Here is a 24,573-nt window from a genome sequence, read left to right on the forward strand (position 1 = left end):
GCCGTTTTCGCGAACGCCGAAGCCGACCATTGGCATTGTCAAATAGCGCAAAACCCACTTTGGCGACATCCTCACGGCTATCTCCTGATGAAGACATAGGACCCCCGGACATGGCAGTGAGCTACCAGCACCTCAAGCAGCGACCATTCGCCCCCGTACGCCAGCGCTATACCGAGCGCGACACCATGCTGTACGCACTCAGCCTGGGGCTGGGCAACGATCCGCTGGATGCGGCCGCCCTGCCCTTCGTGTTCGAGGGCGCCGCGGGCGGGCTGCGCACGCTGCCGTCGCAAGCCGTGGTGCTGGGCTATCCGGGCTTCTGGGCGCGCGAGGCCGATACCGGCATCGACTGGGTCAAGCTGCTGCACGGCGAGCAGCGCATGCGGCTGCACCGCCCGCTGCCGGCCAGCGCCGACATCGTCGGCAACAACCGCATCACGCACCTGACCGACAAGGGTGAAGGCAAGGGCGCGATCATGGTGACCGAGCGCCGGCTCGAAACGGCGGACGGCGAGTTGCTGGCGACGGTGCAGCAGGTCAGCTTCCTGCGCGGCGATGGCGGCTACAGCCAGCGCGACGGCGGCCAGCCCAGCGACGAGCCGCTGCCCGCATTGCGCCCCACGCCGGAAGACCGCGCGCCGGACTTCACCGACGCGCAGGCAATCCGCCCCGAGGCCGCGCTGCTGTATCGCCTGATGGGCGACTTCAACCCGCTGCATGCCGACCCGGAAGTTGCCAGGGCCGCAGGCTTCGAGCGTCCGATCCTGCACGGCCTGGCCAGCTACGGGCTGGTCGCGCATGCGCTGGTGCGCCAGTGCGCGGACCACGATCCCGCCCGCCTGCGCGCGCTGGATATCCGCTTCACCGCGCCGGTGTTCCCGGGCGAGACGCTGGTCACCGAGATCTGGCGCACGCCGGACAATCCTAACCACTTCCGGTTACGCGCACGCGTGGCCGAGCGCGACAAGGTAGTGCTCAGCCATGGCTGGGCCGAGATCGCCTGAGCCTGCACCGCCCAATGCATCCTGCTACCGTGGATAACAACGAACTTGGCGCCGCGCTGCAGGCACTGCTGCGCCCCGGCGACCATATCTGGTGGGGCCAGGCCACCGCCGAGCCGCTGACGCTGACGCGCGCGCTGGTCGGGCATCGCCACGCGCTGGCCCAGGGCAGCCGGCTGAGCGTGTTTGTCGGCATCGGCCAGTCAGACACGCTGCAGCCGGCGCAGGCCGACGTGATCGATTTCTTCGGCTATGCCGCCAGCGGTCCGCATCGCGCGCTGGCCAAGGCCGGCGTGCTGGACATCGTGCCCAGCCATTACTCGCATCTGCCTGGCCTGATCCGCCAGGGCGCGCTGCGCGCCGACGTGGTGCTGGTGCAGGTGTCGCCGCCCGACGAGGAAGGCCGCTACAGCATGGGCCTGGTGCATGAGTACATTCCGGCGGCGCTGGACCGGGCCCGCGTGATCGTGGCCGAGGTGAACCCCGACGTGCCGTGGACCTATGGCAGCCGCCATCTCACCGCAGACGAGATCGACCTGCTGGTCGATGCCGCGCATCCACCGATCAGCCTGGACCGCGGCGCCCCCGGCGCGGCTGAGCAGGCGATCGCGCGCCATATCGCCGGCTGGGTCGAGGACGGTGCCACGCTCCAGATGGGCATCGGCAACCTGCCCGAGGCCGTGGTGGCCGCGCTGCACGACCGCCGCGACCTGGGCCTGCACAGCGGCGCGGTGGGCGACGGCATTGCCGCGCTGGCCGAGGCCGGCGTGCTGACCAACGCGCGCAAGACTATCGATACCGGCATCGGCATCGGCGGCATCCTGATGGGCAGCGAGCGGGTGCGCCGCTGGGCCCATCGCAACCCGAAGCTGCAACTGCGCGAGACCAGCTACACGCATCATCCCGAAGTGCTGGCCAGCATCGACAAGCTCACGGCGATCAATTCTGCGATCGAGGTCGACCTGACCGGACAGGTGAATGCCGAAGTGGCGGCGGGCGTCTATGTCGGCGCCGTGGGCGGCGCGGTCGACTTCCTGCGCGGCGCCGCGCGCAGCCGCGGCGGCCTGCCCATCGTCGCCCTGCCCGCGACCGCCAAGGGCGCCAGCCGCATCGTGGCGCAGCTGTCCGGGCCGGTCAGCACGCCGCGCTCGGATGCCGGCCTGATCGTCACCGAACACGGCGTCGCCGACCTGCGCGGCCAGACCCTGTCGCAGCGCGTGCGCCGCATGCTGGACATCGCCGCCCCCGAACACCGCGAGGACCTGGAGCGCCAGGCCCACGCCCTGCTGCGCCAGTGCGGCGCGGTTTTCGTTGCCACGGCGAGCATGGCCTGACCGGGCGCCTGCCTCGCTACCCAACAGAATTTCCAAGGAGACTTCCATGCGCCGAGCCGCAATCGTCACCCCCCTCCGTACTCCCGTCGGCACCTTCGGCGGCAGCCTGCGCCCCGTGTCCGTCGAGGAACTGGCCGCCACCACCGTGCGCGCCGTCGTCGAACGCAGCGGCATCGACCCCGCCCGCATCGATGACGTGGTCTTTGCCCAGTCCTACGCCAACAGCGAAGTGCCCTGCGTGGGCCGCTGGGCCGCGCTGCAGGCCGGCCTGCCGGTTGAAGTGCCGGGCATGCAGCTGGACCGCCGCTGTGGCGGCGGGCTGCAGGCCATCGTCACGGCGTCGATGATGGTGCAGAGCGGCGCTGCCGACGTGGTCATTGCCGGCGGCGTCGAGAGCATGAGCAATATCGAGTACTACACCACCGACATGCGCTGGGGCTCGCGCTCGGGCAACGTCAAGTTCTACGACCGCCTCGACCGCGGCCGCGAGCGTTCGCAGCCGGTCGAGCGCTTCGGCAAGATCTCCGGGATGATCGAGACCGCCGAAAACCTCGCGCGCGACTACGGCATTACGCGCGAGCGGGCCGACGCCTTCTCCGTGCGCAGCCACGAACGCGCCGCGGCCGCTTGGGAAGCCGGCCGCTTCGACGCCGAGATCGTGCCGGTGCAGGTGCCGCAGCGCAAGGGCGACCCGGTCACGTTCGCGCGTGACGAGGGCTTCCGCCCCGGCACCTCGATGGAAAGCCTGGGCAAGCTGCGCGCGCTGATGCCCAACGGCACCGTCACCGCCGGCAATGCCAGCCAGCAGAACGACGCCTCCGCCGCCTGCCTGATCGTGGCCGAAGACAAGCTGGCCGAGCTGGGCCTGACCCCGATGGCGACACTGGTGGGCTGGGCGGCAGCGGGCTGCGAGCCGTCGCATATGGGCATCGGCCCGGTTCCGGCGGTGAAGAAGCTGCTCAAGCGCCTGAACCTGACGCTGGACCAGATGGACCTGGTGGAGCTGAACGAAGCCTTTGCCTGCCAGGTGCTGGCCGTGCTGAAGGGCTGGGAATGGAACGACCAGGACGCGATCGAGCAGAAGCTCAACGTCAACGGCTCCGGCATCTCGCTGGGCCACCCGATCGGCGCCACCGGCGTGCGCATCCTGGCCACGCTGCTGCACGAACTGCAGCGCCGTGGCGGCCGCTATGGCCTGGAGACCATGTGCATCGGCGGCGGCCAGGGGATCGCCGCGGTGTTCGAGCGCTGCTGATCGCATGCACCGTCGTCGAGCCGTCGTCCCTGCGCAGGCGGGGATCCAGTGTCTTCATCCCCGAAGGGGACGTGAAAGTCGCCGCGTGGCCGACCGCGCGGTTCGGATTCTTGGCGGTTCCGGCTATATTTCCGAGTTCGGCATCGAGCGCTTCTACCGCGACGTGCGCCTGTTCCGCCTGTATGAAGGCACCACGCAGATCCAGCAGGTCATCATCGCCCGCAACATGATCTGCGAGGCGCGCGGCGCCTGAGGCGCCGCGCTGCCGATATGCCCCCCCACGCTGCCCGCACCGCGACGGGCAGCAACGACGCAACCGCCACGATTTCCATGACCGATTCCGCCGCCAATTCCCTTCCCGAACTGCCGCCCCCTTCGCCGCGCACGGGCGCGCTGAGCCACCTGCGCGTGCTCGATCTGTCGCGCGTGCTGGCCGGGCCGTGGTCCACCCAGAACCTGGCGGACATGGGCGCCGACGTCATCAAGATCGAAAAGCCCGGCGAAGGCGACGACACCCGCCACTGGGGCCCGCCGTTCCTGTCGGGCGACGATGGCGTGCCCACGCGGCAGGCGAGCTATTTCACCGCGGCCAACCGCAATAAGCGCTCGGTCACCGTGGACATGTCCAAGCCTGAAGGCCAGGCACTGATCCGCGAACTGGCCCGCCACAGCGACGTCGTGGTGGAGAACTTCAAGACCGGCGGCCTCAAGCGCTATGGCCTGGACTACGAGAGCCTGAGCGCGGTCAGTCCGCGCCTGGTCTACTGCTCGGTAACGGGCTTCGGCCATACCGGGCCGTATGCGGCCCGCCCCGGCTACGACCTGCTGATCCAGGCCATGAGCGGCCTGATGAGCATCACCGGCCATGCCGACAGCGAACCCGGCGGCGGCCCGATGAAGGTGGGCGTGGCGGTGATCGACCTGTTCACCGGCATGTACGCCACCACCGCGATCCTGAGTGCGCTCGAAGCGCGCCACTACACCGGCCGCGGCCAGCATATCGACATCGCGCTGCTTGACGTGGCGATGGCCGTGCTCGCCAACCAGGGCGCGGGCTTTCTCAATGCCGACGACGTACCGCGCCGCCAGGGCAATATCCACCCGAGCGTGGTGCCCTACCAGGACTTCCCCACCGCCGACGGCAACATGCTGCTGGCGATCGGCAACGACGGCCAGTTCGCGCGCTTCTGCGAGGCCGCGGGCGTGGACTGGGCCCGCGACGAGCGCTATGCCACCAACACCGGCCGCGTCAACAACCGCAAGGTGCTGATCGCGATGATGATGGAGCTGACGCGCACCCGCACCACCGCCGAATGGGTCGCGCTGCTCGAAGCCAATTCGGTGCCGTGCGGCCCGATCAACAATATCGCCCAGGCGTATGCCGACCCCCATGTGCAGTCGCGTGGGCTGCGCATCGAGCAGTCGCGCTATCCGGGCGCGCAGCCGCCTGCGGGCCAGAGCGTCAATCGGGTCGTCACCGCCGCCAGCCCGCTGCGCCTGTCGGAGACGCCGCCCACGCTGCGCTATGCCCCGCCGGCGCTGGGCCAGCACACCGAGGAAGTGCTGCGCGACTACCTGAAGCTGGACGCGAAGCAGGTTGAAGCACTGCGCACCAGGGGCGTAGTGTAAGCCGATTGCAGCGCAATTGCCGCGCACATACACTGGCGTCGTCCGGTTTGCCGGACGGTTTTCTACCCCGCACAAGGACTTTCCGCGCGATGCCCCCGGACCGAGCCAACCCGCAACGGATCAGCGATATCCCCCGCCACTGGGCCGCCGAGGCCCCAGACCGCGCGGCCGTTTTCGAGGACGGCCGCATCGTGACCTTCGCGCGGCTGTGGCAGGGCATCGAGGCTGCACAAGGCTACCTGCAGGCGCAAGGCGTCGGCACCGGCGACCGGGTGCTGGTCGTGGCGGAGAACTGCCTGGCCGTGATCACGCTGGTGTTCGCGCTGTCCGAACTGGGCGCATGGCCGGTGGTGGTCAACGCGCGCCTGTCGGAGCGCGAGATCGAGGAGATCCGCTCGCACTGCCAGCCCCGGCTGATGCTCTTTACCCACGGTGCCTCGCCCGACGCGCTGCGGCACGGCGTGCGCTACCGTGCCCGCGAAATCGCGCCGGCCGGACTCGGCCCGCTGATGGCCAGCGCCGCCGACAGCGCCAGCGAACGCGAGCCCGAAGCCGTGGCACGCGAGGTCGCCGTGCTGATCTACACCTCCGGCACCACCGGGCAGCCCAAGGGCGTGATGGTGACGCACCGCGGCCTGCTGCACTTTGCCCGTGTCACGGTGGAATCGCGCCGCATGCAGCCGGATGACTGCGCCTATGCGGTCATGCCGATGTCGCATGTGTTCGGACTGGGCACGCTGCTGGTGTCGACCTTCCAGGCCGGCGCCAGCCTGTACCTGAGCGCGCGCTTCAACGCGGCGGACGTCATCGCGGCAATCCGGCAAGGGGCGATCACGCTGCTGCAGGGCGTGCCGACCATGTTCGGCCGCATCCTCGCGCATGTGCGTGCGAGCGGCATGCCGCTGGCGCCCTCACCCAGGCTGCGCTACCTGTACACCGGCGGCGGACCGCTCGACCCGACGCTCAAGCAGGAAGTCGAAGCGATGTTCGGCCAGCCGCTGCACCATGGCTACGGCATGACCGAGTACGCGGGCTCGCTGTTCGTCACGCGCGTGGACCGCCCGCGCGGCGATTGCTCGGCGGGTGAGATCGTGGAAGGCGCCGAACTGCGGGTGGTCGGCCCCGACGGCCAGCCCGTGCCGGCCGGCGAGTCCGGCGAGCTGTGGGTCAGGGGCCCCGGTGTCATGCGCGGCTACTACCGCGCACCGGCGCTGACCGCCGAGGCGCTGCGCCCCGGCGGCTGGCTCAACACCGGCGACCTGGGCCGGCTGGGGCCCGACGGCGCGCTGTTCATCGTGGGCCGGACCAAGGACCTGATCATCCACTCTGGCTTCAACGTCTATCCGATCGAGGTCGAATCGGTGATCAACACGCATCCGTCGGTGCGCGTGTCGGCGGTGGTCGGCCAGCCGGCCGCGGACGGCAACGAGCGGGTCATTGCCTTTGTCGAGATCAAGGACGGCGAGAAGTTCGATGCGCAGGCGCTGCACGACTACCTGGTCGACCGCCTGTCGCCGTACAAGCGCCCGGCAAAGATCCTGCGCGTCGCCAGCATCCCGACCACTGCCAGCGGCAAGCTGCTCAAGCACCAGCTCAAGCAGATGGTTTCGCAGCAGAATTAGCGGTGGCGATAACGGTGGCGATAGCGGCAGCGGCGGCGCTCAGTCCTGCCGCCCGAGTCCGTCCTCGACGAGCAGGTCGACCAGCTTGCGCGCGAACAGCGGCAATGCGCCCACATCCGCCACGCACACCTGCAGCTTGCGCTCGGCCCATTCGTCGTTGAGCTGGACGATGCGCAGTGCCATCGTGCCGGCGTGCCGCGCAGCCGTGCTCTCGGGCAGCACGCCGACGCCGACATTGGCCTCGATCATGCGGCAGGCGGTCTCGAAGTTGCTGACCTGGACGCGCCAGCGCAGCTCGCGCTGCAGGTCGGCCGCGGCGCGCTTGAGGAAGTTGTGGATGGCGCTGGCTTCCGGCAGGCCGATAAAGTCGTAGTCGAGCGTATCGATGAAATCCACGGTGTCGCGCTCGGCCAGCGGATGGCTCAGTGCGGTCGCAAGCACGAGCCGGTCGCGCCGGTAGGGCATGACCTCCAGCCCTTCGGTGCGCACATTGCCCGCGATGATGCCGATATCGACCATCCCCTCCTGCACCGCACGCACGATGTCCGGGCTGAGCCGCTCCTGCATGTCGATGGTGACGTCGGGATTGCTGACCAGGTAGGTGCGCAGCACCGCGGGCAGGAACTCGCTCATCGCCGTGGTGTTGGCAAAGACGCGCACATGGCCCTTCACGCCGGCCACGTATTCCTGCAGATCGCCGCTGAGCTGCTCCAGCTGGCGGATCACGCGGCGCGCGTGCGCCAGCAGGGTCTCGCCGGCACCGGTGACCTTCACGCCCTGGCTGCTGCGGCTCAGCAGCTTGACGCCGACATACTCTTCCAGGTTCTTGATGCGGGTACTGGCCGCGGCCAGCGACAGGTGGGAACGCTGCGCGCCGCCGGTCAGGCTCTGGGCCTCGGCAATATGCGTGAACAGTTTCAGATCGACCAGATCAAAGCGCATTACATCGTTCCCTAGCGTGGTACGGGATTATCGCGCAAAGGCGGCGCCCGTACACGACGCCGGTGCGAATGCCGCACCGCCGGGGCGAATATCGCCCAGCGTTGGCGCCTTGTCCGCAAGACAGGCAAAGGTTAGCCAATAGTGCCAGGAAGCCGCGCGGGGCTGGAAGGCAGATGCGCCTGGGTGCCGGGCGGCAGCGAAACGAACGCGTCGTTCGGCTCAGGCTACCGAACGGTGCCGTTCCGGGGCGTGATGCAGCGCGAGACGGCGCGCTGCATCCATGGACAGGCCAAAGCGGTCATAGAAGGCGCAGTCGAGGTCGCTATTGGCGGGCCAGCCCGCAAAGCGCGCCAGGTCGGCCGTCGCCACGTGCCCCGACATGGCTTCGAACAGCACGCGCATGAGCCGCTGCGTCCGGCACAGGTCGGTCAGTGCCGTGCCCTGCGCAAACAACGTGCGGCGCACCCGTGCTGCGGAAATGTCGAGCCGTTCGGCGATGAATGCGGCGCTCCAGGCGTATTGCGGCTGCAGGAAAACCCGCTTGGAGACTCGGTGATGCAGCGCCGCCTGTGCCGCCGCCGGCACCACGCCATGCAGTTCGAGATGGCATGCCGCGGGCTGGGCGCCGCTGCCGTCCAGATGCAGATCGATGGCTTCGAACGGCGCGACCGCCATCTCCTGGCCGGCCACCAGCAGCCGATCGAAGCCGCGCCGCCTGACCACCACCCTGCCTTGCGTGACCGCGACCGACAGCGGAAATGCCAGCAGCAGCCGCTGCAGGCTGATATGCATGGGGGACTGCAAATGGACGCGCATGGTGGCTCGGAAAGCGGTCTGTAACGATGACTATCATCGCCGCCCGCGAGAATTCCTGCCTCTGCAATTTCCGAACACCCCATTCGCCGCCACCACATGGGCTCGCTCGCACAGGCTGCCGGGACCGCGGGACTGCCCGCGGAGCCCGGTGACGCAAGCACTCAGGATGCGGCCGCCATGCCGCCATGCCGCCGCTTGCGCGGTCAGGCAGGGAAACGGCTGCCATCGGTGGCGGCATAGTACTTGCCGACCGTGGGATTGTCGGCATCGCCAACGCTGACGACGTAGGCGCCGGGCTCCAGGTCCGTGACCGGCAGGCTCGCGGACGCGCCCGGGCTGGTCTTGCCCGGCGCATCGTCGCCACCGCAGCCGGCAAGTGTCAGCAGTGCCAACAGGGGGAAAGCTGAAATAAGGCGTTTCATCGCGGCACGCCTCACTGGCCAAACAGTTCACCGAGACGCAGGCGCAGCCATTGCTGGCCCGCCGTGCGCTGGTCGAAGCCAACCTGCATGGCCGTCACGGCCACCTTGGTCTTGTAGACCACCGATTCATCTTCGGCCTGCGCGGGCGTCGGCGTACCGCCGCCGGCGCCGATGCCCAGCCCGTACGGAACGCATCCTGTCCGATATTCTCGTCAATTGAGCCGGTGCGCCCCGGACACGCCATGCGAGCCTGCGTTTCTGGCTGCCAGCGTGTGAAGGCCGGATTCTTCCCGATATCCGACGGTCCAACCGGAAGATCGCAGCCGCCGGTGCTGCGGACAGTTCGCATCAATTCCTGATAAGGACTTCCAGATGAAGCCGAACAAAGCCTGTCCGATTGTCCTGAGACGCACGCCGAACGGCCTGGAGATCCTGGCATTCGAGCATCCCCTCTCCGGACTCCAGATCATCAAGGGCAAGATCGAACCGGGTGAACCGCCGGCGGATGCCGCCGTGCGCGAGTTGCGCGAGGAGTCCGGCATTGCTGGCGTAGTGACGGCCGACCTGGGGTTGTGGGAATCCGGTCATGAAGAGCAGATATGGTCGCTGCACCTCTGCGAGCCATCGCAGCCGCTGCCGGACACCTGGGAGCACCTTACCGCCGATGATGACGGCCACGTGTTCAAATTCTTCTGGCATCCCCTGGGCGAGGCTCCATCCGATCGCTGGCATTCGCTGTACAAGGATGCGCTGTCCACCATCGAAATGCGGCTGGCACGGATTGGAAAGTCCTAGAACGACATACAGGCGTTGCTGCGCACCCTGAGCATCGCTTCCTGCCGGAAGCGGGCCTTGTACTCGCTGGCGATGGCACGTACCGCCGCCTCGCTGCGTTCGTCGGGGGCATGCGCCAGGCTGAGCACGCGTGTCGCCTCGCTGACGGCCTTGCCATCCGCGCCGCGCCATTGGCCGGAAGCCGGCCAGACCGTAAAGCCGTCCGGGAAGCGCGGTGCCACGGAGCCTTGCACAAAGGCATCCCATTCTGCCTCGGACACCGTGCCGCCGGGCTTTGCCATGCCGAAGTAGATCAGTTCGCCGATGGCCGCCTGTTCTCCGGCCGCGCATGGCGCAGCCGGTACGGCAGCGCAACCCGAAAGCGCGAATGCCAGCGCCAGCGCGATGGCAGGGGCGATCGCGATGGCATTCCCGGCACGAGACGAAGGCGAGCACCGAATCCGCATCCGTGCAGATTAGTGCAGCGACCGGCCCGCGTAAACGGTAAGGGATGCCGGAGCCGCGAACGTTCCGGCCTCCCCTCGGGCATCAGCGGCTGTCGGCGTCCAGTACCGCCTGCGCAAACGCCACCGGCGCCTCTTGCGGCGGGTTGTGGCCGATCTTGCCGCCCAGCTGGCGGTGCTCATAACGCCCGGTGAACTTGTTCGCATACGAACTGGGCGCCGGGTGCGGCGCGCCGTTCGCGTCGGCTTCCATGGTGATGGTGGGCACGCTGATCGCAGGCGCCGTGGCAAGGCGTTTCTCGAACTCGTCGAAGTGCGACTCGCCGGCCGCAAGGCCCTGTCGCCAGCGGTAGTTGTGGATGGTGATCGCCACGTGGTCGGGATTGTCGAGCGCCACGGCGCTGCGATGGAAGGTGGCATCGTCGAACTCCCACTTCGGCGACGCCAGTTTCCAGATCAGTTTGGCAAACTGGTGCGTGTATTGCTGGTAGCCAGCCTGGCCACGGTCGGTAGCGAAATAGAACTGGTACCACCATTGCAGTTCTGCCTCGGGCGGCAGCGGCTTCTTGCCGGCGGCCTGGTTGCCGATCAGGTAGCCACTGACCGAGACCAGTGCACGGCAGCGGTCCGGCCACAGCGCGGCCATGATGGCGGCGGTGCGCGCACCCCAGTCGAAGCCGGCGACCACGGCGGTCGGGATGCGCAGCGCATCCATCAGCGCGATCATGTCGGCGGCGATGGCCGAGGGCTGTCCGTTGCGCATCGTGCCGGACGACAGGAAGGTCGTCGAACCGAAGCCGCGCAGGTAGGGAACGATCACGCGATAGCCGCGTGCCGCCAGCAACGGCGCTACGTCGACGAAGCTGTGGATGTCATACGGCCAGCCGTGCAGCAGCAGCGCGACCGGGCCGTCGGCCGGCCCGGCTTCGGCATAGCCGACGTTGAGCACGCCGGCATTGACCTGGCGGAGCGCGGCGAACTTCGTATGGGTGCCTGGCGTGGTCGACGGCAACGGCGCGGTCTTGGGCAGGCCGGCTTCGGGACGGGCGGCTTGTGCCAGGCCGGCGTGCGCGGCGGCCAGCGTCAGCGCGGCAGCGCCGAGAAAGCCGCGGCGCGGCAGGTCGATGGTGTTTGACATCTCTCTCTCCTATCTGGTGATCGAACCAGGCACGAGTCTAGGAGGCGCTGGCAAGCGCAATGTGTCGGGAATCCGGCGTCTTGTATCGCTGTGTATCCGGATGTGGATGCCAGATACGCCGATACAAATACGGGCCGGAAAATCAGCCAAAAAAAGGCCGCTCCGAGGAGCGGCCCGAGTCTGGTGATATTCACCTCAGTCATTCCCGCGCAGGCGGGAATCCAGCGTCGTTGAAGTCACCGGGTTCCCGCCTGCGCGGGAACGACAGTCAACCTGGCGTCAGTCGTCCAGCAGCGACAGGTCGCGCACGGCGCCCTTGTCGGCCGACATGACCAGCTTGGCATAGGCCTTCAGCGCGGCCGACACCTTGCGCGGACGCGCCTTGGCCGGCTTCCAGCCGCGGGCGTCCTGCTCCTGGCGGCGGCGCGCCAGTTCCTCGTCGGACACCAGCACGTCGATGGTGCGGTTGGGGATGTCGATGCGGATCTTGTCGCCGTCGCGCACCAGCCCGATCGCACCGCCGGCTGCCGCCTCGGGCGAGCAGTGGCCGATCGACAGGCCCGAGGTGCCGCCCGAGAAGCGGCCGTCGGTCAGCAGCGCGCACGCCTTGCCCAGGCCCTTGGACTTGATGTAGCTGGTCGGGTACAGCATTTCCTGCATGCCGGGGCCGCCCTTGGGGCCTTCGTAGCGCACGATCACCACGTCGCCGGCCTTTACCTTGTCGTTCAGGATGTTCTCGACCGCCTCGTCCTGCGACTCGGTGACATGCGCCGTGCCCTCGAACACCAGGATGCTCTCGTCCACGCCGGCGGTCTTCACCACGCAGCCGTCGAGCGCGATGTTGCCCCTCAGCACGGCCAGGCCGCCTTCCTTGGAGAACGCATGCTCATAGGAGCGGATGCAGCCCTCGGCGCGGTCCAGGTCCAGGCTCGGCCAGCGCGTGTCCTGGCTGAACGCGACCTGCGTCGGGATGCCGGCGGGGCCGGCCATGTAGAAATGGCGGACCGCTTCGTCCTGCGTGCGGCCGATGTCCCACTGCTCCAGCGCATCCTTGAGCGAGGGGGCGTGGACCGTCGGCACGTCGGTATGCAGCTTGCCGGCGCGTTCCAGCTCGCCCAGGATCGCCATGATGCCGCCGGCGCGGTGCACGTCTTCGATGTGGTACTTGTTGGTGTTGGGCGCGACCTTGCACAGCTGCGGCACGACGCGCGAGAGGCGGTCGATGTCGTCCATGGTGAAGTCGATGCCCGCTTCCTGCGCGATCGCCAGCAGGTGCAGGATGGTGTTGGTCGAGCCGCCCATGGCGATATCCAGCGTCATGGCGTTCTCGAACGCCTTGAAGCCCACCGAGCGCGGCAGCACGCGCGCGTCTTCCTGCTCGTAGTACCGGCGTGCCAGCTCCACGATGCGGCTGCCGGCGCGCTTGAACAGTTGCTCGCGGTCGGCGTGGGTTGCCACCACGGTGCCGTTGCCCGGCAGCGAGAGGCCCAGCGCCTCGGTCAGGCAGTTCATGGAGTTGGCCGTGAACATGCCCGAGCACGAACCGCAGGTCGGGCACGCCGAGCGCTCCACCTCGGCCACGTCGGCGTCGGAATAGGCGCTGTCGGCGGCGATCACCATGGCGTCGACCAGGTCGAGCTTCTTGAACTCGACGGCCTTGGTGACGGGATTGGCCAGGCGCGTCTTGCCGGCTTCCATCGGGCCGCCGGAGACGAAGATCACCGGGATGTTGAGGCGCATCGCGGCCATCAGCATGCCCGGGGTGATCTTGTCGCAGTTGGAGATGCACACCATGGCATCGGCGCAGTGCGCGTTGACCATGTACTCGACCGAGTCGGCAATGATGTCGCGGCTGGGCAGCGAGTACAGCATGCCGTCGTGGCCCATGGCGATGCCGTCATCGACCGCGATGGTGTTGAATTCCTTGGCCACGCCGCCGGCTGCCTCGATCTCGCGCGCGACCAGCTGGCCCAGGTCCTTCAGGTGCACGTGCCCGGGCACGAACTGGGTGAACGAATTGACCACCGCGACGATGGGCTTGTTGAAATCGTCGTCTTTCATGCCGGTGGCACGCCACAGCGAGCGGGCCCCCGCCATGTTGCGGCCGGCGGTGGAGGTTTTGGAACGGTATGTGGGCATTGTTTTGCTAAGGAATGTCGCCAGAAAGGTTGCGGGCCACGGGATGAACGGCCCTGCGCGCGCCCGTGCGGACAACCTCTTGAGCTGCGCCCTGGGCAAACCGGGGATTATCCCATAACAGGTCGTGTGTCAGGCTCCGGGTCGGCGGCCGATGCGGGCCGTGGATGGGAGCGCCCCCTCGAAATGCCCGATGACGCACTTCCCTCCAACGTAAGACACCGCCCGATACACCGTATCCGGCGCGCCCCCTAGACTGGAATCGCGGGCGCTCTCGTGGCGCGGCTGAGGCGCGGAAGTCTTATGGCAACGAACCCAAGGGCGACAACGGCCAGGCGCCGCGCTGCGGAGCGGCCGGCCAGCCTTCAGGATTACCAGGAAAAGCGGAATTTCCACATTACCCCCGAGCCCGCCGGCACACGGCGCAGGGGGAAGGCGCAGCCGTTGCGCCAGCCGTTGCATTTTGTGGTGCAGAAGCACTGGGCCCGCCGCCTGCACTACGATTTCCGGCTGGAACTGGACGGCGTGCTGCTGAGCTGGGCCGTGCCCAAGGGACCCAGCTACGACCCTGCCGAAAAGCGCATTGCCATCCATGTCGAGGACCATCCGCTCGACTATGCGGATTTTGAAGGCGAGATTCCACCGAAACAGTACGGCGCCGGCTCGGTCATTGTCTGGGACCGCGGCACGTGGGCGCCGGTCGGCGACGCGCGTGAGGGCATGGCAGCCGGCAAGCTGGTGTTCGACCTGTCCGGCGAGAAGCTGGCCGGCCGCTGGGAACTGGTCCGCATCGCCAGGCCGGGCGACCAGTCGGATCAGTGGATCCTCTTCAAGAAGCGCGACGCGTGGGCGCGGCCGTTGTCGGAGTTCGATGTGCTGGCCGCGCTGCCGGACAGCGTCATCGCCAGGCCACTGGGCGCATTGAACGAATCCGGGCAAGGCCTGGTTGACGACGCGGCCGAGGCGGTCAGGCACGCGCCGCGCGCGCCGCTGCCGGCGAAGCTGGCGCCGCAGCTGGCAACGCCTTCGCCCACGCTGCCGGGCGGCACCGGCTGGATCATCGAAACCAAGTTCGACGGCTACCGCATCCTGGCGCGGATCGACGATGCGCGGGTGACGCTCTTCACCCGCAACGGCCATGACTGGACCCGCAAGCTCGGCTCGCTGGCCGCCGAGATCGAGAAGCTCGATATCTCGCAAGGCTGGCTCGATGGCGAGATCGTCGTGCTGCGCGACGGCATGCCGGACTTCAATGCGCTGCAGAACGCCATCGACGGGCAGCGGCACGACGCCATTGTCTTCTTTGCCTTCGACCTGCCTTACTGGGAAGGCCGCGACCTGCGCGGCCTGCCGCTGGCGCAGCGCCGCGAAAAGCTGGCCACGCTGGTCGCCACGGGCACGGAGCGGGTCCGCTTCAGCGAGGCCTTCGATGCGCCTGCCGCGCAGATGTTCCAGGCGGCGTGCAAGCTCGGCCTGGAAGGCCTGATGTTCAAGCGCGCGGATGCCGCCTACGTTTCCGCTCGTACGCAGACCTGGCTGAAGATCAAGTGCAAGCTGCGCCAGGAGTTCGTCATCGGCGGGTTCGCGGACCGCGAAGGGTCGAAGACTGAAATCGGCAGGCTGCACCTGGGTGTCTATGACGAGGGCAACAAGGGCGAACTGCTCTACGTGGGCGGCGTCGGCACCGGATGGGACAGCGAGATGGCCGCGAAGCTGCACAAGCGGCTGGCGGCATTGCAGGTCGACGACAGCCCGTTCGCCAACGAAGCGCGTGGCAGCCGCCGCTGGGGCCGTGGCCGTCCCGCCGTGTCGCGATGGGTCAAGCCAACGCTGGTGGCGGAGGTCGAGTTTTCCGACTGGACGCCGGAGGGCCAGGTCCGCCATGCCTGCTTCAAGGGCCTGCGCACCGACCGCCCCGCCGGGTCGGTCCGGCGCGAAGCGGTCCAGACCGCCGTGACGCCGCATGGCATGGCCGCCATCAAGGTCACCAACCCCGAGCGCGTCATCGACAAGGCCGGGGGCTTCACCAAGGTCGAACTGGTGCGCTATTACGAGAGCGTCGCCAGCCTGATGCTGCCGCACCTCGCCGAGCGCCCCTTGTCGCTGGTGCGCGCGCCGGAAGGCATCGACGGGCCGACGTTTTTCCAGAAGTATGCGGAAACGGCAATGCCGGGACTGACCGAGCGCCCCGCGTCGCTCTGGCCCGGCCACGGCGCGCTGCTGACGGCCGACTCGGCCGAAGCCATCGTCGCCGCGGCGCAGATGAATGTGGTGGAGTTCCATACCTGGAACTCCACCACACGCGATATCGACCATCCCGACCGGGTCATCTTCGATCTCGATCCCGGCGAAGGCGTGCCATGGGAATCGATGCTCGAAGCAGCCATGCTGGTGCGCACGCTGCTCGATGAGCTCGGCCTGCAGGCATGGCTGAAGACCAGCGGCGGCAAGGGACTGCATGTGGTGGTGCCGCTGGCGCCGCGCCGCTCGTACGATGAAGTCAAGGCATTCTCACGGGCGGCGGTGAAGCACCTGGCCGCCACCCTGCCCCGCCGCTTCACCGCCCGCTCCGGCGCGGCCAACCGCAAGGGGCGGATTTTTGTCGATTACCTGCGCAACGGCTTTTCCCAGACCACCGCGGCGGCGTTCTCGGCGCGGGCCAGGCCGGGGCTCGGGGTCTCGATGCCGGTGTCGTGGGAGCAACTTGGCAAGCTGAAAAGTGGCGCACAGTGGACCATCCGCGATGCCCGCGAGTACCTCAGCTTCCAGGTCGCCGACCCGTGGCAGTCCTATTGGGACAGCCGCCAGACTTTGACCGCCGCCATCGAGCGCTTAAGCTGATTCCAGCCGTACTGCATTGCGGAGACTTCCATGCCTGCCCGATCCCTCGCCTCGCTGTCCCTCTCCTTCGGCCTAGTATCGATCCCCGTCAAGCTCTACACGGCCACCGAAACCAGCTCGGCGGTGCGCTTCAACCTGCTGAGCAAGGAAGGCTCGCGCCTGAAGCAGCAGTACATCTCCGAGCAGACGCAGGAGGTGGTCGAGCGGGCCGACATGGTCAAGGGCTATGAATTCGAGAAGGGCCGCTTCGTGACCTTCTCTCCCGACGAGCTCAAGGCGCTGGAAGAAAGCGCCAGCCACATGGTCGATATCGTCGCGTTCATTCCCGAGCGAAGCGTCGATCCGCTGTACTACGACAAGGCCTATTTCATCGCGCCGGACAAGCGCGGCGGCAAGCCTTACAGCCTGCTGCGCGAAGCCATGGCCAGGACCGGGCGCTGCGCCATCGCCAAGTGGGCCGCCAAGGGCAAGTCGCATATCGTGCAGATCCGGCCGGTCGAAGGCGGGCTGGTGTTCCAGCAGCTGCTGTTCGCCGATGAAGTGCGCAATATCGCGGAACTGCATATCGATGAGGTGGCGGTCTCGGATGCCGAGCTGAAACTCGCGGTCCAGCTGATCGAGCAGGCATCGGAAGACCAGTACGACCCGGCCCAGTACAAGGACGAAGAGAAGGCCAGGGTTCTCGCCGCCATCGACGCCAAGATCGCCGGCAAGCAGATCGTGTCGCCGGAGCCGGCCGAGGTTGCCGCCGGCGGCGAGGTCATCGACCTGATGGATGCACTGCGCGCCAGCCTGTCGAAGAAGGGAGCGCCTGCGGCCAAGGGCAAGGCCGCCGCGGAAACGGCGTCCGCCCGCCGTCCCGGCAAGCGCGCCGCAACGCCGGCAGCGCCCACGCCGATCCGGCGCACCGCGAAGAAATCGGCGTGAACCGCGGCGAAGGCCTGACCACGCGGGCGCTGGAGGCGCGCCTGGGCGTATCGCGCCGGCTGATCGGCAGCCTGGTCAGCGCCGGGCTGGTCACGCCCGCGCGCGGTCCGCGCGGCGAGCATGTGTTCTCGTTCCAGGACGTGGTGCTGATCCGCACCGCGGCCTCGCTGCACCAGGCACGCGTGGCACCGGCGCAGATCCTGCGGGCGCTGCAGCGGCTCGAACGGCTGGCGCCGGACCGGCACCTGTCAGGCGTGCGCATGTCCGCCAGCAGCGGCAAGGTCTCGGTGCGCGACCGGCATGGCGCGTGGCTGGTGGAGAGCGGGCAGCGGCTGATGGAATTCGAGCCGGCGCCGGACGATGTGCGCGTGGTGGAACTGGCGCGTGCCGCCGCCGGCGAAACAGCGGCCGGCCAAGCCTTTGCGCGCGCGCAGGCGCTCGAGCCCGTCGATGCCGTCGCCGCGGAAGCCGGCTACTGGCGCGCGCTGTCGCTGGCGCCCGGCATGCTGGACGCCTACCTGAACCTGGGCTGCCTGCTGTCGGACCAGCAGCGCTTCGACGACGCGATCGCGCTCTATGAAGGCGCACTGGGCTGGCTGCCGGACGCGCCGCAGCTGCATTTCAACCTGGGCGTCGCGCTGGAAGATATTGGTGCGCCGCAGTCGGCGCTGGCGGCCTACGATCGCTGCATTGCGCTTGCGCCCGGCGATGCGGATGCACATTACAACGCCGCGCGGCTGCATCATGAACTGGGGCACTTCGAGAAGGCGGTGCGGCACTTCAACCAGTATCGCAAGCTCAACCGGGCGGATTAGCAGTACGGGCGGCCGCACGGGCCGATGGCCGCGAAGTGACGCCCGCTTCAGCTGAAGCGATCCCGCATGACCAGTGCGCTGACCTTGTGGCCGTGCCAGAACATCTGGTGGATGCGGCCCTTGAGCTTGTCCAGGGTCTCGTCGTCGAGCGTGTCGAAGGTCAGCCTGACCGCGGGCCGGGTGCCGTCGCCTTCCATATGTTCGATGCTGTTGTATTCCGGGAAGCCGTACTTCACCAGGAAGGCGCCGATTTCTTCGTCGGTGACGCCGGCATCGATGTTGCTGAGCATGAGAACGGACATGGATCACCTCCGCTGTTGGTACAAGGGCGACGGACATTCCGCCGCCCGGGGCGTCATGGCTTGACCTCGGTCCACCCCGGGCCGGGGTCGAAGGACCGGATCGCAGCGGCCCTTGCCGCACTGTCCGGACCCAGGTCGCGCTCGTAGACGCGGCCGTCGTGGCTCACCATGAAGCTCTTGACGCCGGTATCCCCGTACCGCAGCGGCCAGGCGATCACCGCAAACCCGCCAAAGAGCTTGCCATCGACGACATAGTCATACTTGCCGCCCGGCGCGTGCGAGCCCTGCGACGTCAGCAGCCGGTAGCGGTAGCCATGGTAGCCCGCGCCCGGCGCGCTGCGATGCTCCGCGCTGAGAAAGGCGGGGCCCAGCGGGCTTTCCGGTTCGCCGGGGCGCGTTGGCCAGTACAGGCCATCGTGCTTGCCGGGCGAGCTGACCAGCTTCGAGGCGTACGCTGTCACGCCGCGGTCCTGGCGCATCAGCTGCGCATATTCGTTCTGCGCGTCGCACACGGCGAGCAAGGTCTGCATCACCGACAGTTCGTTGCGGCCGATGCGGCGCAGGCGCATCTCATCGACGCCGGCGCGCGTGTCGAAATGCCAGCCCTTGGCAGTCTTCACCAGCGGCACCGGCATGGTCCAGCCGTCATTGCCCGCGGCAATGCGGGCGCGGTCTGGCCCGTCGGGGCGAATCGCGTGCGACTGGTGCCATGCCTCAAGGAACCTGTAGCGGATCTCGGCGCCGACCGGCGGGATCAGGTCGGTATAGCGGGCGCCGAGCAGCGACTTCATGGCGGCGTCGTCGCTGGTGGCAACCGCTTCGCCGAATGCGTTCATTGCCGCCTCGGGCGTGGCGAAACTCTTCTGCGCGTAGGCCGGCGCCGCCGCCAGGGCGAGCAGCAGCCCTCCAAGGGACAACGCCTTGCGGCAGGGCCAGGCCAGGCCCAATCGTTGCGTGCGCTGCATATCGCTGTCCCCCGCTCAACGCCGTCCGCCACCACGGCCACCGCCACCACCACCGCGGCCACCGCCGAAGCCCCCGCCGCCACGGCCGCCGCCGCCGCTGAAGCCGCCACCGCCGCCACGCTGACCGCCACCGTCGCGGAACGAGGCTGACTGCGTGCTGGCGCGGCCGCGGTCGAAGTCACGCTGCGCGGCCGCGCCTCCGCCGCCTACGCCCTGGAATGCGTTGTCGCGACCACCGCCAGCGGACCGGTCCGAAGCGCGAGCCCGGTCGGACGCCCCGGCGCGATCGGACACCCCTGCCCGGTCGGACACGCCGGCGCGATCGCCCGCACCGCCACGACTGCCACCTCTGTCCGCGACGCTGCCGCGATCGCCAACACCGCCACGGTCGCCAACACCGCCGCGGTCGCCAACGCCGCCGCGGTCGCCAACGCCGCCGCGGTCACCAACGCCGCCGCGCCCACCGCGATCCCCGCCCGCCATGCGGTCGGACACGCCACCCGCGCCTTCGCGGCCGCGGAACTCGTTGCGGCGGTTGGCGGCAGCCGCATCACGCCCGCCAAACCTTTCGCTCGTCGCGTTATCCCGGTACGCCACCCCTTTGCGGTGCGAGGCGTCGTGCTGCCATTTCCCTCCGCCCTGCACCTTGGTGCGGTCGAAATTGCGATCGATATTGGCAGCCTTGTTGACGTTGATGTTGACGTCGCCCCCGCCCCAGTTGCAGTTGCCGAAAATCGCGCCCGCAGCGGCCAGGCCAACGCCCCAGGCAAAGCCGGTCATCAGCGCGGCGCCGGGATAGTAGGCGGGATAAGGGGGCCAGTAATACGGCGGGTAGGAGGGATAGCTCCAGGCGCCATACACCACCGTCGGGTTGTAGGCCGGCACATAGATGACTTCCGGGTTCGCCGGCTCGATCCGCACGATGGTTTGCGCCGGCGCTGCCGACTGCGCTGCCTGTGCCGACGGCGCCGGCGCAGGCTCTACAATGACGTTCTGCTGCTCGTTCGACTTGAGATTGCCCGATTGCTGCGCGCGCGCCCGCAACCGCTGCACGGCGTCGAGCACTTCCTTCTCCTGGCCGATGAAAGCGTCGCCCAGCTTCTGCGTCCAGTCGAGCTTGTCGCTCATGGGCTCCAGCACCTGCGGGAACGCCACCAGCGACTTGACGCTGACATCCCAGCTCTGGCTCTCGACCGCTTTCAGCGCGGCGTCACCCTTCACCTTGGGATTGGCCTTGACCCAGCGTGCCGCCTGCACGATCTCGAGCGGATAGGTGGAGGCCATCAGCACCTGCGACAGCACCGCATCGGGATAGAGGGCGATGGGTGCAACCAGGGCCTCGAGTTCTTCCGGCTTGAACGGTGCCGGCTGGGCTGGCGCATTCTGCGCATGGGCACTCAGCGCCAGCCATGCCAGGCCCGCGCACAGGCAGGCGCCGACACGGCGCCAAAGACGCATTTCCCGCCCCTCCATGGCCGTCTCCCTTGCCCCGTCGCCGAGCGCCGTTACGGGGCTCAACTTCCGGCCTGCCGTCCGCTCCGTGTCCGCGCCAGGCCTGGAAAAGGTAATTAGCGATCACGATGTATTGCCCTGACAAACTATAGGTGCCGGCGCCGCCTCCAGAGATGAAAACTTTGCGAAAGTGAAATAGGAAAAACTTTTGCCGCCCGCCGGTCCGGACAACGCGGCCAATGCCCGCGGTTTTGCTATTGTGATGAGGTGCCGCATGACACAGGCCGGGCCGCCGTATGCCTTGCCACCTCTCCCGATGCTCGAACCCTATGGACCTATGGAGGAGAACCATGGCCAAGCATAAAGACAAGCGCCACGACAAGGACAGGGAGCAGGCCGCGGCCGAGACCGAGCCGCCACGCCCGCGCGATGACGCCGAGGACCGGCAGGACGAAGGGCGGGAGCCGCTGCAGGAACGCATGTCCGAGAAGGACTACCAGAAGGAGCTTCGCCACCTGCACGGCGAACTGGTCAAGCTGCAGCGCTGGGTGCAGGCGAGCGGCACCAAGGTCTGCGTGGTCTTCGAAGGCCGCGACGGCGCCGGCAAGGGCGGCACCATCAAGGCGCTCACCGAACGCGTCAGCCCGCGCGTGTTCCGCGTGGTCGCGTTGCCGGCCCCGACCGATCGCGAAAAGAGCCAGATGTACATGCAACGCTATCTGCCATATCTGCCCGCGGCAGGCGAGATCGTGATCTTCGACCGCAGCTGGTACAACCGTGCCGGCGTCGAGCGTGTGATGGGATTCTGCACCGAGACCCAGGCCGAGGAGTTCCTGCGCGCCGTCCCGCTGGTGGAGCGGGCCATCGTCAATTCCGGCATTATCCTGATCAAGTACTGGCTGGAAGTCAGCCCGGAAGAGCAGACGCGCCGCCTGAAAGGACGCATCCACGACGACCGCAAGACCTGGAAGCTCACCGACATGGACCTGCGCTCGTACAGCCGCTGGTACGACTATTCGCGCGCGCGCGACGCCATGTTCGAGGCGTCCGACAGCGACTTCGCGCCGTGGTACGTCGCCGATTCCAATGACAAGCGGCGGGCGCGGCTGAACATCATCCGGCACATGCTGGACCGGATCCCGTACCAGGAGATCGAGCGCAAGCCGGTCAAGCTGCCGGCCCGGCAGAAGGCGCACGGATACCAGGAGCCCCACTACCCCTACCGGCATGTGGAGTCGCGGTATTAGTACGAGGAGTACGAGGCAGCCGGCGGCCTAGTCGCGCAGCTTGCGCGACTTCCAGTCGCCGTTCTTCTCCTTGCAATACCAGCCGGTCCAGCTCTCGGACACGCCGGCACGGCGGAACTCGCTGTGCAGCTGCCGGCACCGGTCGCCATGGTCCTGCCGGGAACGCAGCGGCGTGAATGCGCCTTCGACCTTGCGCTCGCGGGTGTCCGGCGGCAGCGTGAACGGCACGCGCGCACCGTCGGCCCCCTGGTCCAGCGTCCTGCGGAAGACGTCGTTCAGCACGTCGAACTGCTTCTGCGTCAGCGTGCCGACAACGGTGCCGGAGAGATAGTGATCAAAGTAGGCAAAGGCCGTCCCTGCCGGCGCCAGCGCGGCAAGGCACGCGCCGGCGCATGCCAGCGCGGGCAAGACCCGGAATCGGCGGTTCATGTAAGGCTCCTTCGACGTGGTGCCCTGGCAAGCGTGGCGTGAGCTGCAGGCGCTGGCGCCGGCCGCGTACGGCATCAGTCTTCCTTGCCAAGGTAATCATCGACCGCGCTGCCCACGGTAGGGTGGAACTTGTCGCCGAACGCTTCCATCAGCTCGAAGCGCTTGAGCTTGTCGCGCACCGGGTCCTTCATCTCGGCGAAATGCAGGTCGATGCCGCGCTCGCGCAAACAGGCGCTCAGATCGCGCAGCATGTCGGCCGACGTGACGTCGACGCTGGTCACCGGTTCGGCGGCGACCACCACGCGGCGCACCGGCGTCGGCGAGGCGTCGATCGCTTCCATCAGGCGTTCCTGGAACAGCTCGGCGTTGGCAAAGAACAGCGGCGCGTCCCAGCGGAACAGCACCAGTCCGTCGATCCGCCTGGCCTCAGGGTAGCGCTCGGTATCGTGGTACCCGCGCAGCCCCTCCACCTTCCCCAGCACGGCATAGTGCGGCCGCCAGCCGTCCCAGAGGAATTCGATCACGGCGATCACCACGGCCAGGAAAATGCCCTGGATGGTGCCGAACACGGCCACCGCGGCGAAGCACACCATGGACAGCCAGAACTCCCATTGCTGGATGCGGTAGATGCGCCTCAGGTCGGCGAACTCGAACAGGCCGATGGCCGCGGCGATCACCACCGCGGCCAGCGCGCTGCTCGGCAGGTACTGCAGCAGGTTGGGCGCGAACATCAGCAGCACGGCCACGGCCAGCGCGCCCACCACGCCGGTGACCTGGGTCTTGGAGCCGGCGGCTTCGGCCACTGGCGTGCGCGAGGCGCTGCTGCTGATCGGAAAGCCCTGGAACAGTCCCGCCGCCAGGTTGGCGGCACCCAGCCCCACCATTTCCTGGTTGGGGTCCACGCGGGTATTGGTGCGCGCGGCATAGGTGCGCGACAGCACGCTGGTGTCCGCGAAGGCGATCAGCGCCACCGCGCATCCCCCCAGCACGATCTTCATCAGGTCGGCGCCGTCCAGCCACGGCACGACAAAGGCGGGCAGCCCCTGCGGCGTCTTGCCCAGCACTTTCACCCCATGCTGGTCCAGGCCGAACATGCTCACCGCGAGCGTGGCGAGGACCACCGCGATCAGGATGCCCGGCACGCGCTCGAAGCGCTTCAGGGCCAGGATCAGGGCCAGGCTGCCGGCGCCGACGGCAAAGCTGTACCAGTTGGTCTGCCCGGCCACGATGGCGCTGCCCAGCGCAACCATCTCCCGCAGCGGCCCGGCATCCTCGACCGGGATGGCGAACAGCTTGGGCAGCTGGCTCACCAGCACGGTCAGGGCGATGCCGTTCATATACCCGTAGCGGATCGGCTTGGACAATAGTTCGGCGACGAAGCCGAGGCGCAGCAGCCCCATCACTATGCAGACCACGCCCGAGACCACGGCCATCATGCTGGCCACCAGCACGGCGCGCGCCGGATCGCCGCCGGCAACCTGCAGCACCACGGCCAGGATCGGCGCGGCCAATGCCGAGTCCGGGCCCAGCACCAGGATCCGGCTCGGCCCGAACAAGGCGTAGACCAGCAGCGGGACCATGGTGGCGTAGAGCCCGTAGACGCCGGGCACGCCGGAGGCCTCGGCGTAGGCGATGCCGACCGGCATCAGCATGGTGGTCAGCACCAGCCCCGCCGCCAGGTCCCGCGGCAACCAGTCCGGCCGGTAGGACTTCAGCATCCGGACGCCTGGCAGCCAGCGCAGCCACCCGGCGGCCTTGCCATCGTCTCGTCCTGCGAAGGGCGTCAGTTTCCCGGATTCCATGGCAGCCTTAATTGTCCGATACGCATCGAATATAGGCGTTGGCGGCACAGTCTTGCCATGCCGCGGGTGGGTTACTTGCCGGCGGCGCCAGACGCGGGCGGTGCCACGGCTCGCGCCCCGCTCGCCCGCCCTCCTCGTTTTCCCGCACTGTCCCTGAATGCAAAAACGTTGTCCCGGAAAGCCAAACCGGAGACAGCCAATCTTAGATACTTCGCGGGTCGCAACCGACCTGCGCCCGCCGCCTGCAAGAGCATTGCCTC

Annotated in this window: 22 protein-coding genes; 11 read left to right on the top strand and 11 right to left on the bottom strand. The window is 67.9% G+C overall.

What is annotated here, in order from left to right; genetic code table 11:
• The first annotated feature begins 110 nt into the window (after window positions 1–110).
• The 6 genes from IPF36_RS29625 to IPF36_RS29650 all read left to right on the top strand — a co-directional run bounded on the left by IPF36_RS29625 (window position 111) and on the right by IPF36_RS29650 (window position 6,841).
• Window positions 111–1,004 carry a MaoC/PaaZ C-terminal domain-containing protein gene (locus tag IPF36_RS29625; RefSeq protein ID WP_135702714.1) on the top strand — a complete coding sequence of 298 codons (894 nt, stop codon included), beginning with the start codon at window positions 111–113 and terminating at the stop codon, window positions 1,002–1,004.
• A 14-nt stretch (window positions 1,005–1,018) separates the two neighbouring features.
• On the top strand, window positions 1,019–2,335 hold the full coding sequence (locus tag IPF36_RS29630; RefSeq protein ID WP_195431802.1) for an acetyl-CoA hydrolase/transferase family protein: 1,317 nt from the start codon (window positions 1,019–1,021) through the stop codon (window positions 2,333–2,335).
• Window positions 2,336–2,381: 46 nt separating this feature from the next.
• Entirely contained in the window at window positions 2,382–3,590 is a 1,209-nt protein-coding gene (locus IPF36_RS29635) for an acetyl-CoA C-acetyltransferase (protein WP_133094649.1), read from the top strand.
• A 4-nt stretch (window positions 3,591–3,594) separates the two neighbouring features.
• Window positions 3,595–3,843: an acyl-CoA dehydrogenase family protein gene (locus tag IPF36_RS29640; protein ID WP_255519943.1), complete on the top strand. Its 249-nt coding sequence runs from the start codon at window positions 3,595–3,597 to the stop codon at window positions 3,841–3,843.
• 77 nt (window positions 3,844–3,920) lie between these two features.
• Window positions 3,921–5,219 carry a CaiB/BaiF CoA-transferase family protein gene (locus IPF36_RS29645; RefSeq protein ID WP_195431803.1) on the top strand — a complete coding sequence of 433 codons (1,299 nt, stop codon included), beginning with the start codon at window positions 3,921–3,923 and terminating at the stop codon, window positions 5,217–5,219.
• Window positions 5,220–5,308: 89 nt separating this feature from the next.
• Window positions 5,309–6,841, top strand: a complete 1,533-nt coding sequence (locus IPF36_RS29650) for a class I adenylate-forming enzyme family protein (RefSeq protein ID WP_195431804.1) — start codon at window positions 5,309–5,311, stop codon at window positions 6,839–6,841.
• Between the two features lie 39 nt (window positions 6,842–6,880).
• On the opposite strand, the gene IPF36_RS29655 is transcribed toward IPF36_RS29650, so the two are convergent.
• The 3 genes from IPF36_RS29655 to IPF36_RS29665 form a co-directional block, all read right to left on the bottom strand.
• Window positions 6,881–7,783, bottom strand: a complete 903-nt coding sequence (locus IPF36_RS29655; RefSeq protein WP_133094646.1) for a LysR substrate-binding domain-containing protein — start codon at window positions 7,781–7,783, stop codon at window positions 6,881–6,883.
• A gap of 219 nt (window positions 7,784–8,002) precedes the next feature.
• Window positions 8,003–8,575: an AraC family transcriptional regulator gene (locus tag IPF36_RS29660; RefSeq protein ID WP_240745794.1), complete on the bottom strand. Its 573-nt coding sequence runs from the start codon at window positions 8,573–8,575 to the stop codon at window positions 8,003–8,005.
• 227 nt (window positions 8,576–8,802) lie between these two features.
• Window positions 8,803–9,021: a hypothetical protein gene (locus tag IPF36_RS29665; RefSeq protein WP_255519944.1), complete on the bottom strand. Its 219-nt coding sequence runs from the start codon at window positions 9,019–9,021 to the stop codon at window positions 8,803–8,805.
• A gap of 372 nt (window positions 9,022–9,393) precedes the next feature.
• Between IPF36_RS29665 and IPF36_RS29675 the strand changes: the two genes are divergently transcribed.
• Window positions 9,394–9,816 carry an NUDIX domain-containing protein gene (locus tag IPF36_RS29675; RefSeq protein ID WP_133094644.1) on the top strand — a complete coding sequence of 141 codons (423 nt, stop codon included), beginning with the start codon at window positions 9,394–9,396 and terminating at the stop codon, window positions 9,814–9,816.
• On the opposite strand, the gene IPF36_RS29680 is transcribed toward IPF36_RS29675, so the two are convergent.
• The 3 genes from IPF36_RS29680 to ilvD all read right to left on the bottom strand — a co-directional run bounded on the left by IPF36_RS29680 (window position 9,813) and on the right by ilvD (window position 13,536).
• Window positions 9,813–10,262, bottom strand: coding sequence for a DUF3574 domain-containing protein (locus IPF36_RS29680; RefSeq protein WP_195431806.1), 450 nt, complete (start codon window positions 10,260–10,262; stop codon window positions 9,813–9,815). The two genes, IPF36_RS29675 and IPF36_RS29680, sit on opposite strands and share 4 nt — an antisense overlap.
• Window positions 10,263–10,344: 82 nt before the next feature.
• Complete coding sequence (locus tag IPF36_RS29685; RefSeq protein ID WP_135702720.1) at window positions 10,345–11,397, bottom strand: alpha/beta fold hydrolase; 1,053 nt, start codon at window positions 11,395–11,397, stop codon at window positions 10,345–10,347.
• Between the two features lie 279 nt (window positions 11,398–11,676).
• Window positions 11,677–13,536: a dihydroxy-acid dehydratase gene (gene ilvD, locus IPF36_RS29690; protein WP_195431807.1), complete on the bottom strand. Its 1,860-nt coding sequence runs from the start codon at window positions 13,534–13,536 to the stop codon at window positions 11,677–11,679.
• A 300-nt stretch (window positions 13,537–13,836) separates the two neighbouring features.
• Here ilvD and ligD point away from each other — a divergent pair, with 300 nt between their 5' ends.
• From ligD to IPF36_RS29705, 3 genes are read left to right on the top strand one after another with little or no spacing between them, the layout of a single operon-like run.
• A complete protein-coding gene (gene ligD, locus IPF36_RS29695) occupies window positions 13,837–16,374 on the top strand; it encodes a DNA ligase D (protein ID WP_195431808.1) in 2,538 nt (845 codons plus the stop codon).
• Between the two features lie 30 nt (window positions 16,375–16,404).
• Window positions 16,405–17,301, top strand: a complete 897-nt coding sequence (locus tag IPF36_RS29700) for a Ku protein (protein ID WP_135702723.1) — start codon at window positions 16,405–16,407, stop codon at window positions 17,299–17,301.
• Entirely contained in the window at window positions 17,298–18,116 is an 819-nt protein-coding gene (locus tag IPF36_RS29705) for a tetratricopeptide repeat protein (RefSeq protein ID WP_195431809.1), read from the top strand. The genes IPF36_RS29700 and IPF36_RS29705 overlap by 4 nt, the downstream gene beginning before the upstream one ends.
• A 47-nt stretch (window positions 18,117–18,163) precedes the next feature.
• Here the strand turns inward: IPF36_RS29705 and IPF36_RS29710 are convergent, their stop codons facing one another.
• From IPF36_RS29710 to IPF36_RS29720, 3 genes are read right to left on the bottom strand one after another with little or no spacing between them, the layout of a single operon-like run.
• Complete coding sequence (locus tag IPF36_RS29710; protein ID WP_133094637.1) at window positions 18,164–18,418, bottom strand: RNA-binding protein; 255 nt, start codon at window positions 18,416–18,418, stop codon at window positions 18,164–18,166.
• Between the two features lie 53 nt (window positions 18,419–18,471).
• The gene (locus IPF36_RS29715) at window positions 18,472–19,383 is read right to left on the bottom strand and encodes a DUF2950 domain-containing protein (protein WP_195431810.1); all 912 of its coding nucleotides are present in this window, start codon (window positions 19,381–19,383) and stop codon (window positions 18,472–18,474) included.
• Between the two features lie 15 nt (window positions 19,384–19,398).
• A complete protein-coding gene (locus IPF36_RS29720; RefSeq protein WP_255519945.1) occupies window positions 19,399–20,841 on the bottom strand; it encodes a DUF3300 domain-containing protein in 1,443 nt (480 codons plus the stop codon).
• A 344-nt stretch (window positions 20,842–21,185) separates the two neighbouring features.
• Between IPF36_RS29720 and ppk2 the strand changes: the two genes are divergently transcribed.
• On the top strand, window positions 21,186–22,082 hold the full coding sequence (ppk2, locus tag IPF36_RS29725) for a polyphosphate kinase 2 (protein WP_195431812.1): 897 nt from the start codon (window positions 21,186–21,188) through the stop codon (window positions 22,080–22,082).
• 27 nt (window positions 22,083–22,109) lie between these two features.
• Here ppk2 and IPF36_RS29730 read toward each other — a convergent pair whose 3' ends face one another.
• Both IPF36_RS29730 and IPF36_RS29735 read right to left on the bottom strand, forming a co-directional pair.
• Window positions 22,110–22,511 (bottom strand): hypothetical protein, encoded by a 402-nt coding sequence (locus IPF36_RS29730; RefSeq protein ID WP_135702728.1) that lies wholly within the window; start codon window positions 22,509–22,511, stop codon window positions 22,110–22,112.
• A gap of 74 nt (window positions 22,512–22,585) precedes the next feature.
• Window positions 22,586–24,313: a SulP family inorganic anion transporter gene (locus IPF36_RS29735; protein ID WP_133094632.1), complete on the bottom strand. Its 1,728-nt coding sequence runs from the start codon at window positions 24,311–24,313 to the stop codon at window positions 22,586–22,588.
• Window positions 24,314–24,573: the final 260 nt, after the last annotated feature.

Origin of the sequence: Cupriavidus sp. IK-TO18, assembly GCF_015549295.1 — a bacterium.
GTDB lineage: Bacteria > Pseudomonadota > Gammaproteobacteria > Burkholderiales > Burkholderiaceae > Cupriavidus > Cupriavidus oxalaticus_A.

Bases quoted from the DNA above. Each gene is read 5' to 3' on its own strand.
- IPF36_RS29625 (WP_135702714.1), top strand. From the start codon at position 111: ATGGCAGTGAGCTACCAGCACCTCAAGCAGCGACCATTCGCCCCCGTA.
- IPF36_RS29630 (WP_195431802.1), top strand. From the start codon at position 1,019: ATGCATCCTGCTACCGTGGATAACAACGAACTTGGCGCCGCGCTGCAG.
- IPF36_RS29635 (WP_133094649.1), top strand. From the start codon at position 2,382: ATGCGCCGAGCCGCAATCGTCACCCCCCTCCGTACTCCCGTCGGCACC.
- IPF36_RS29640 (WP_255519943.1), top strand. From the start codon at position 3,595: ATGCACCGTCGTCGAGCCGTCGTCCCTGCGCAGGCGGGGATCCAGTGT.
- IPF36_RS29645 (WP_195431803.1), top strand. From the start codon at position 3,921: ATGACCGATTCCGCCGCCAATTCCCTTCCCGAACTGCCGCCCCCTTCG.
- IPF36_RS29650 (WP_195431804.1), top strand. From the start codon at position 5,309: ATGCCCCCGGACCGAGCCAACCCGCAACGGATCAGCGATATCCCCCGC.
- IPF36_RS29655 (WP_133094646.1), bottom strand. From the start codon at position 7,783: ATGCGCTTTGATCTGGTCGATCTGAAACTGTTCACGCATATTGCCGAG.
- IPF36_RS29660 (WP_240745794.1), bottom strand. From the start codon at position 8,575: ATGCATATCAGCCTGCAGCGGCTGCTGCTGGCATTTCCGCTGTCGGTC.
- IPF36_RS29665 (WP_255519944.1), bottom strand. From the start codon at position 9,021: ATGAAACGCCTTATTTCAGCTTTCCCCCTGTTGGCACTGCTGACACTT.
- IPF36_RS29675 (WP_133094644.1), top strand. From the start codon at position 9,394: ATGAAGCCGAACAAAGCCTGTCCGATTGTCCTGAGACGCACGCCGAAC.
- IPF36_RS29680 (WP_195431806.1), bottom strand. From the start codon at position 10,262: ATGCGGATTCGGTGCTCGCCTTCGTCTCGTGCCGGGAATGCCATCGCG.
- IPF36_RS29685 (WP_135702720.1), bottom strand. From the start codon at position 11,397: ATGTCAAACACCATCGACCTGCCGCGCCGCGGCTTTCTCGGCGCTGCC.
- ilvD (WP_195431807.1), bottom strand. From the start codon at position 13,536: ATGCCCACATACCGTTCCAAAACCTCCACCGCCGGCCGCAACATGGCG.
- ligD (WP_195431808.1), top strand. From the start codon at position 13,837: ATGGCAACGAACCCAAGGGCGACAACGGCCAGGCGCCGCGCTGCGGAG.
- IPF36_RS29700 (WP_135702723.1), top strand. From the start codon at position 16,405: ATGCCTGCCCGATCCCTCGCCTCGCTGTCCCTCTCCTTCGGCCTAGTA.
- IPF36_RS29710 (WP_133094637.1), bottom strand. From the start codon at position 18,418: ATGTCCGTTCTCATGCTCAGCAACATCGATGCCGGCGTCACCGACGAA.
- IPF36_RS29715 (WP_195431810.1), bottom strand. From the start codon at position 19,383: ATGCAGCGCACGCAACGATTGGGCCTGGCCTGGCCCTGCCGCAAGGCG.
- IPF36_RS29720 (WP_255519945.1), bottom strand. From the start codon at position 20,841: ATGCGTCTTTGGCGCCGTGTCGGCGCCTGCCTGTGCGCGGGCCTGGCA.
- ppk2 (WP_195431812.1), top strand. From the start codon at position 21,186: ATGGCCAAGCATAAAGACAAGCGCCACGACAAGGACAGGGAGCAGGCC.
- IPF36_RS29730 (WP_135702728.1), bottom strand. From the start codon at position 22,511: ATGAACCGCCGATTCCGGGTCTTGCCCGCGCTGGCATGCGCCGGCGCG.
- IPF36_RS29735 (WP_133094632.1), bottom strand. From the start codon at position 24,313: ATGGAATCCGGGAAACTGACGCCCTTCGCAGGACGAGACGATGGCAAG.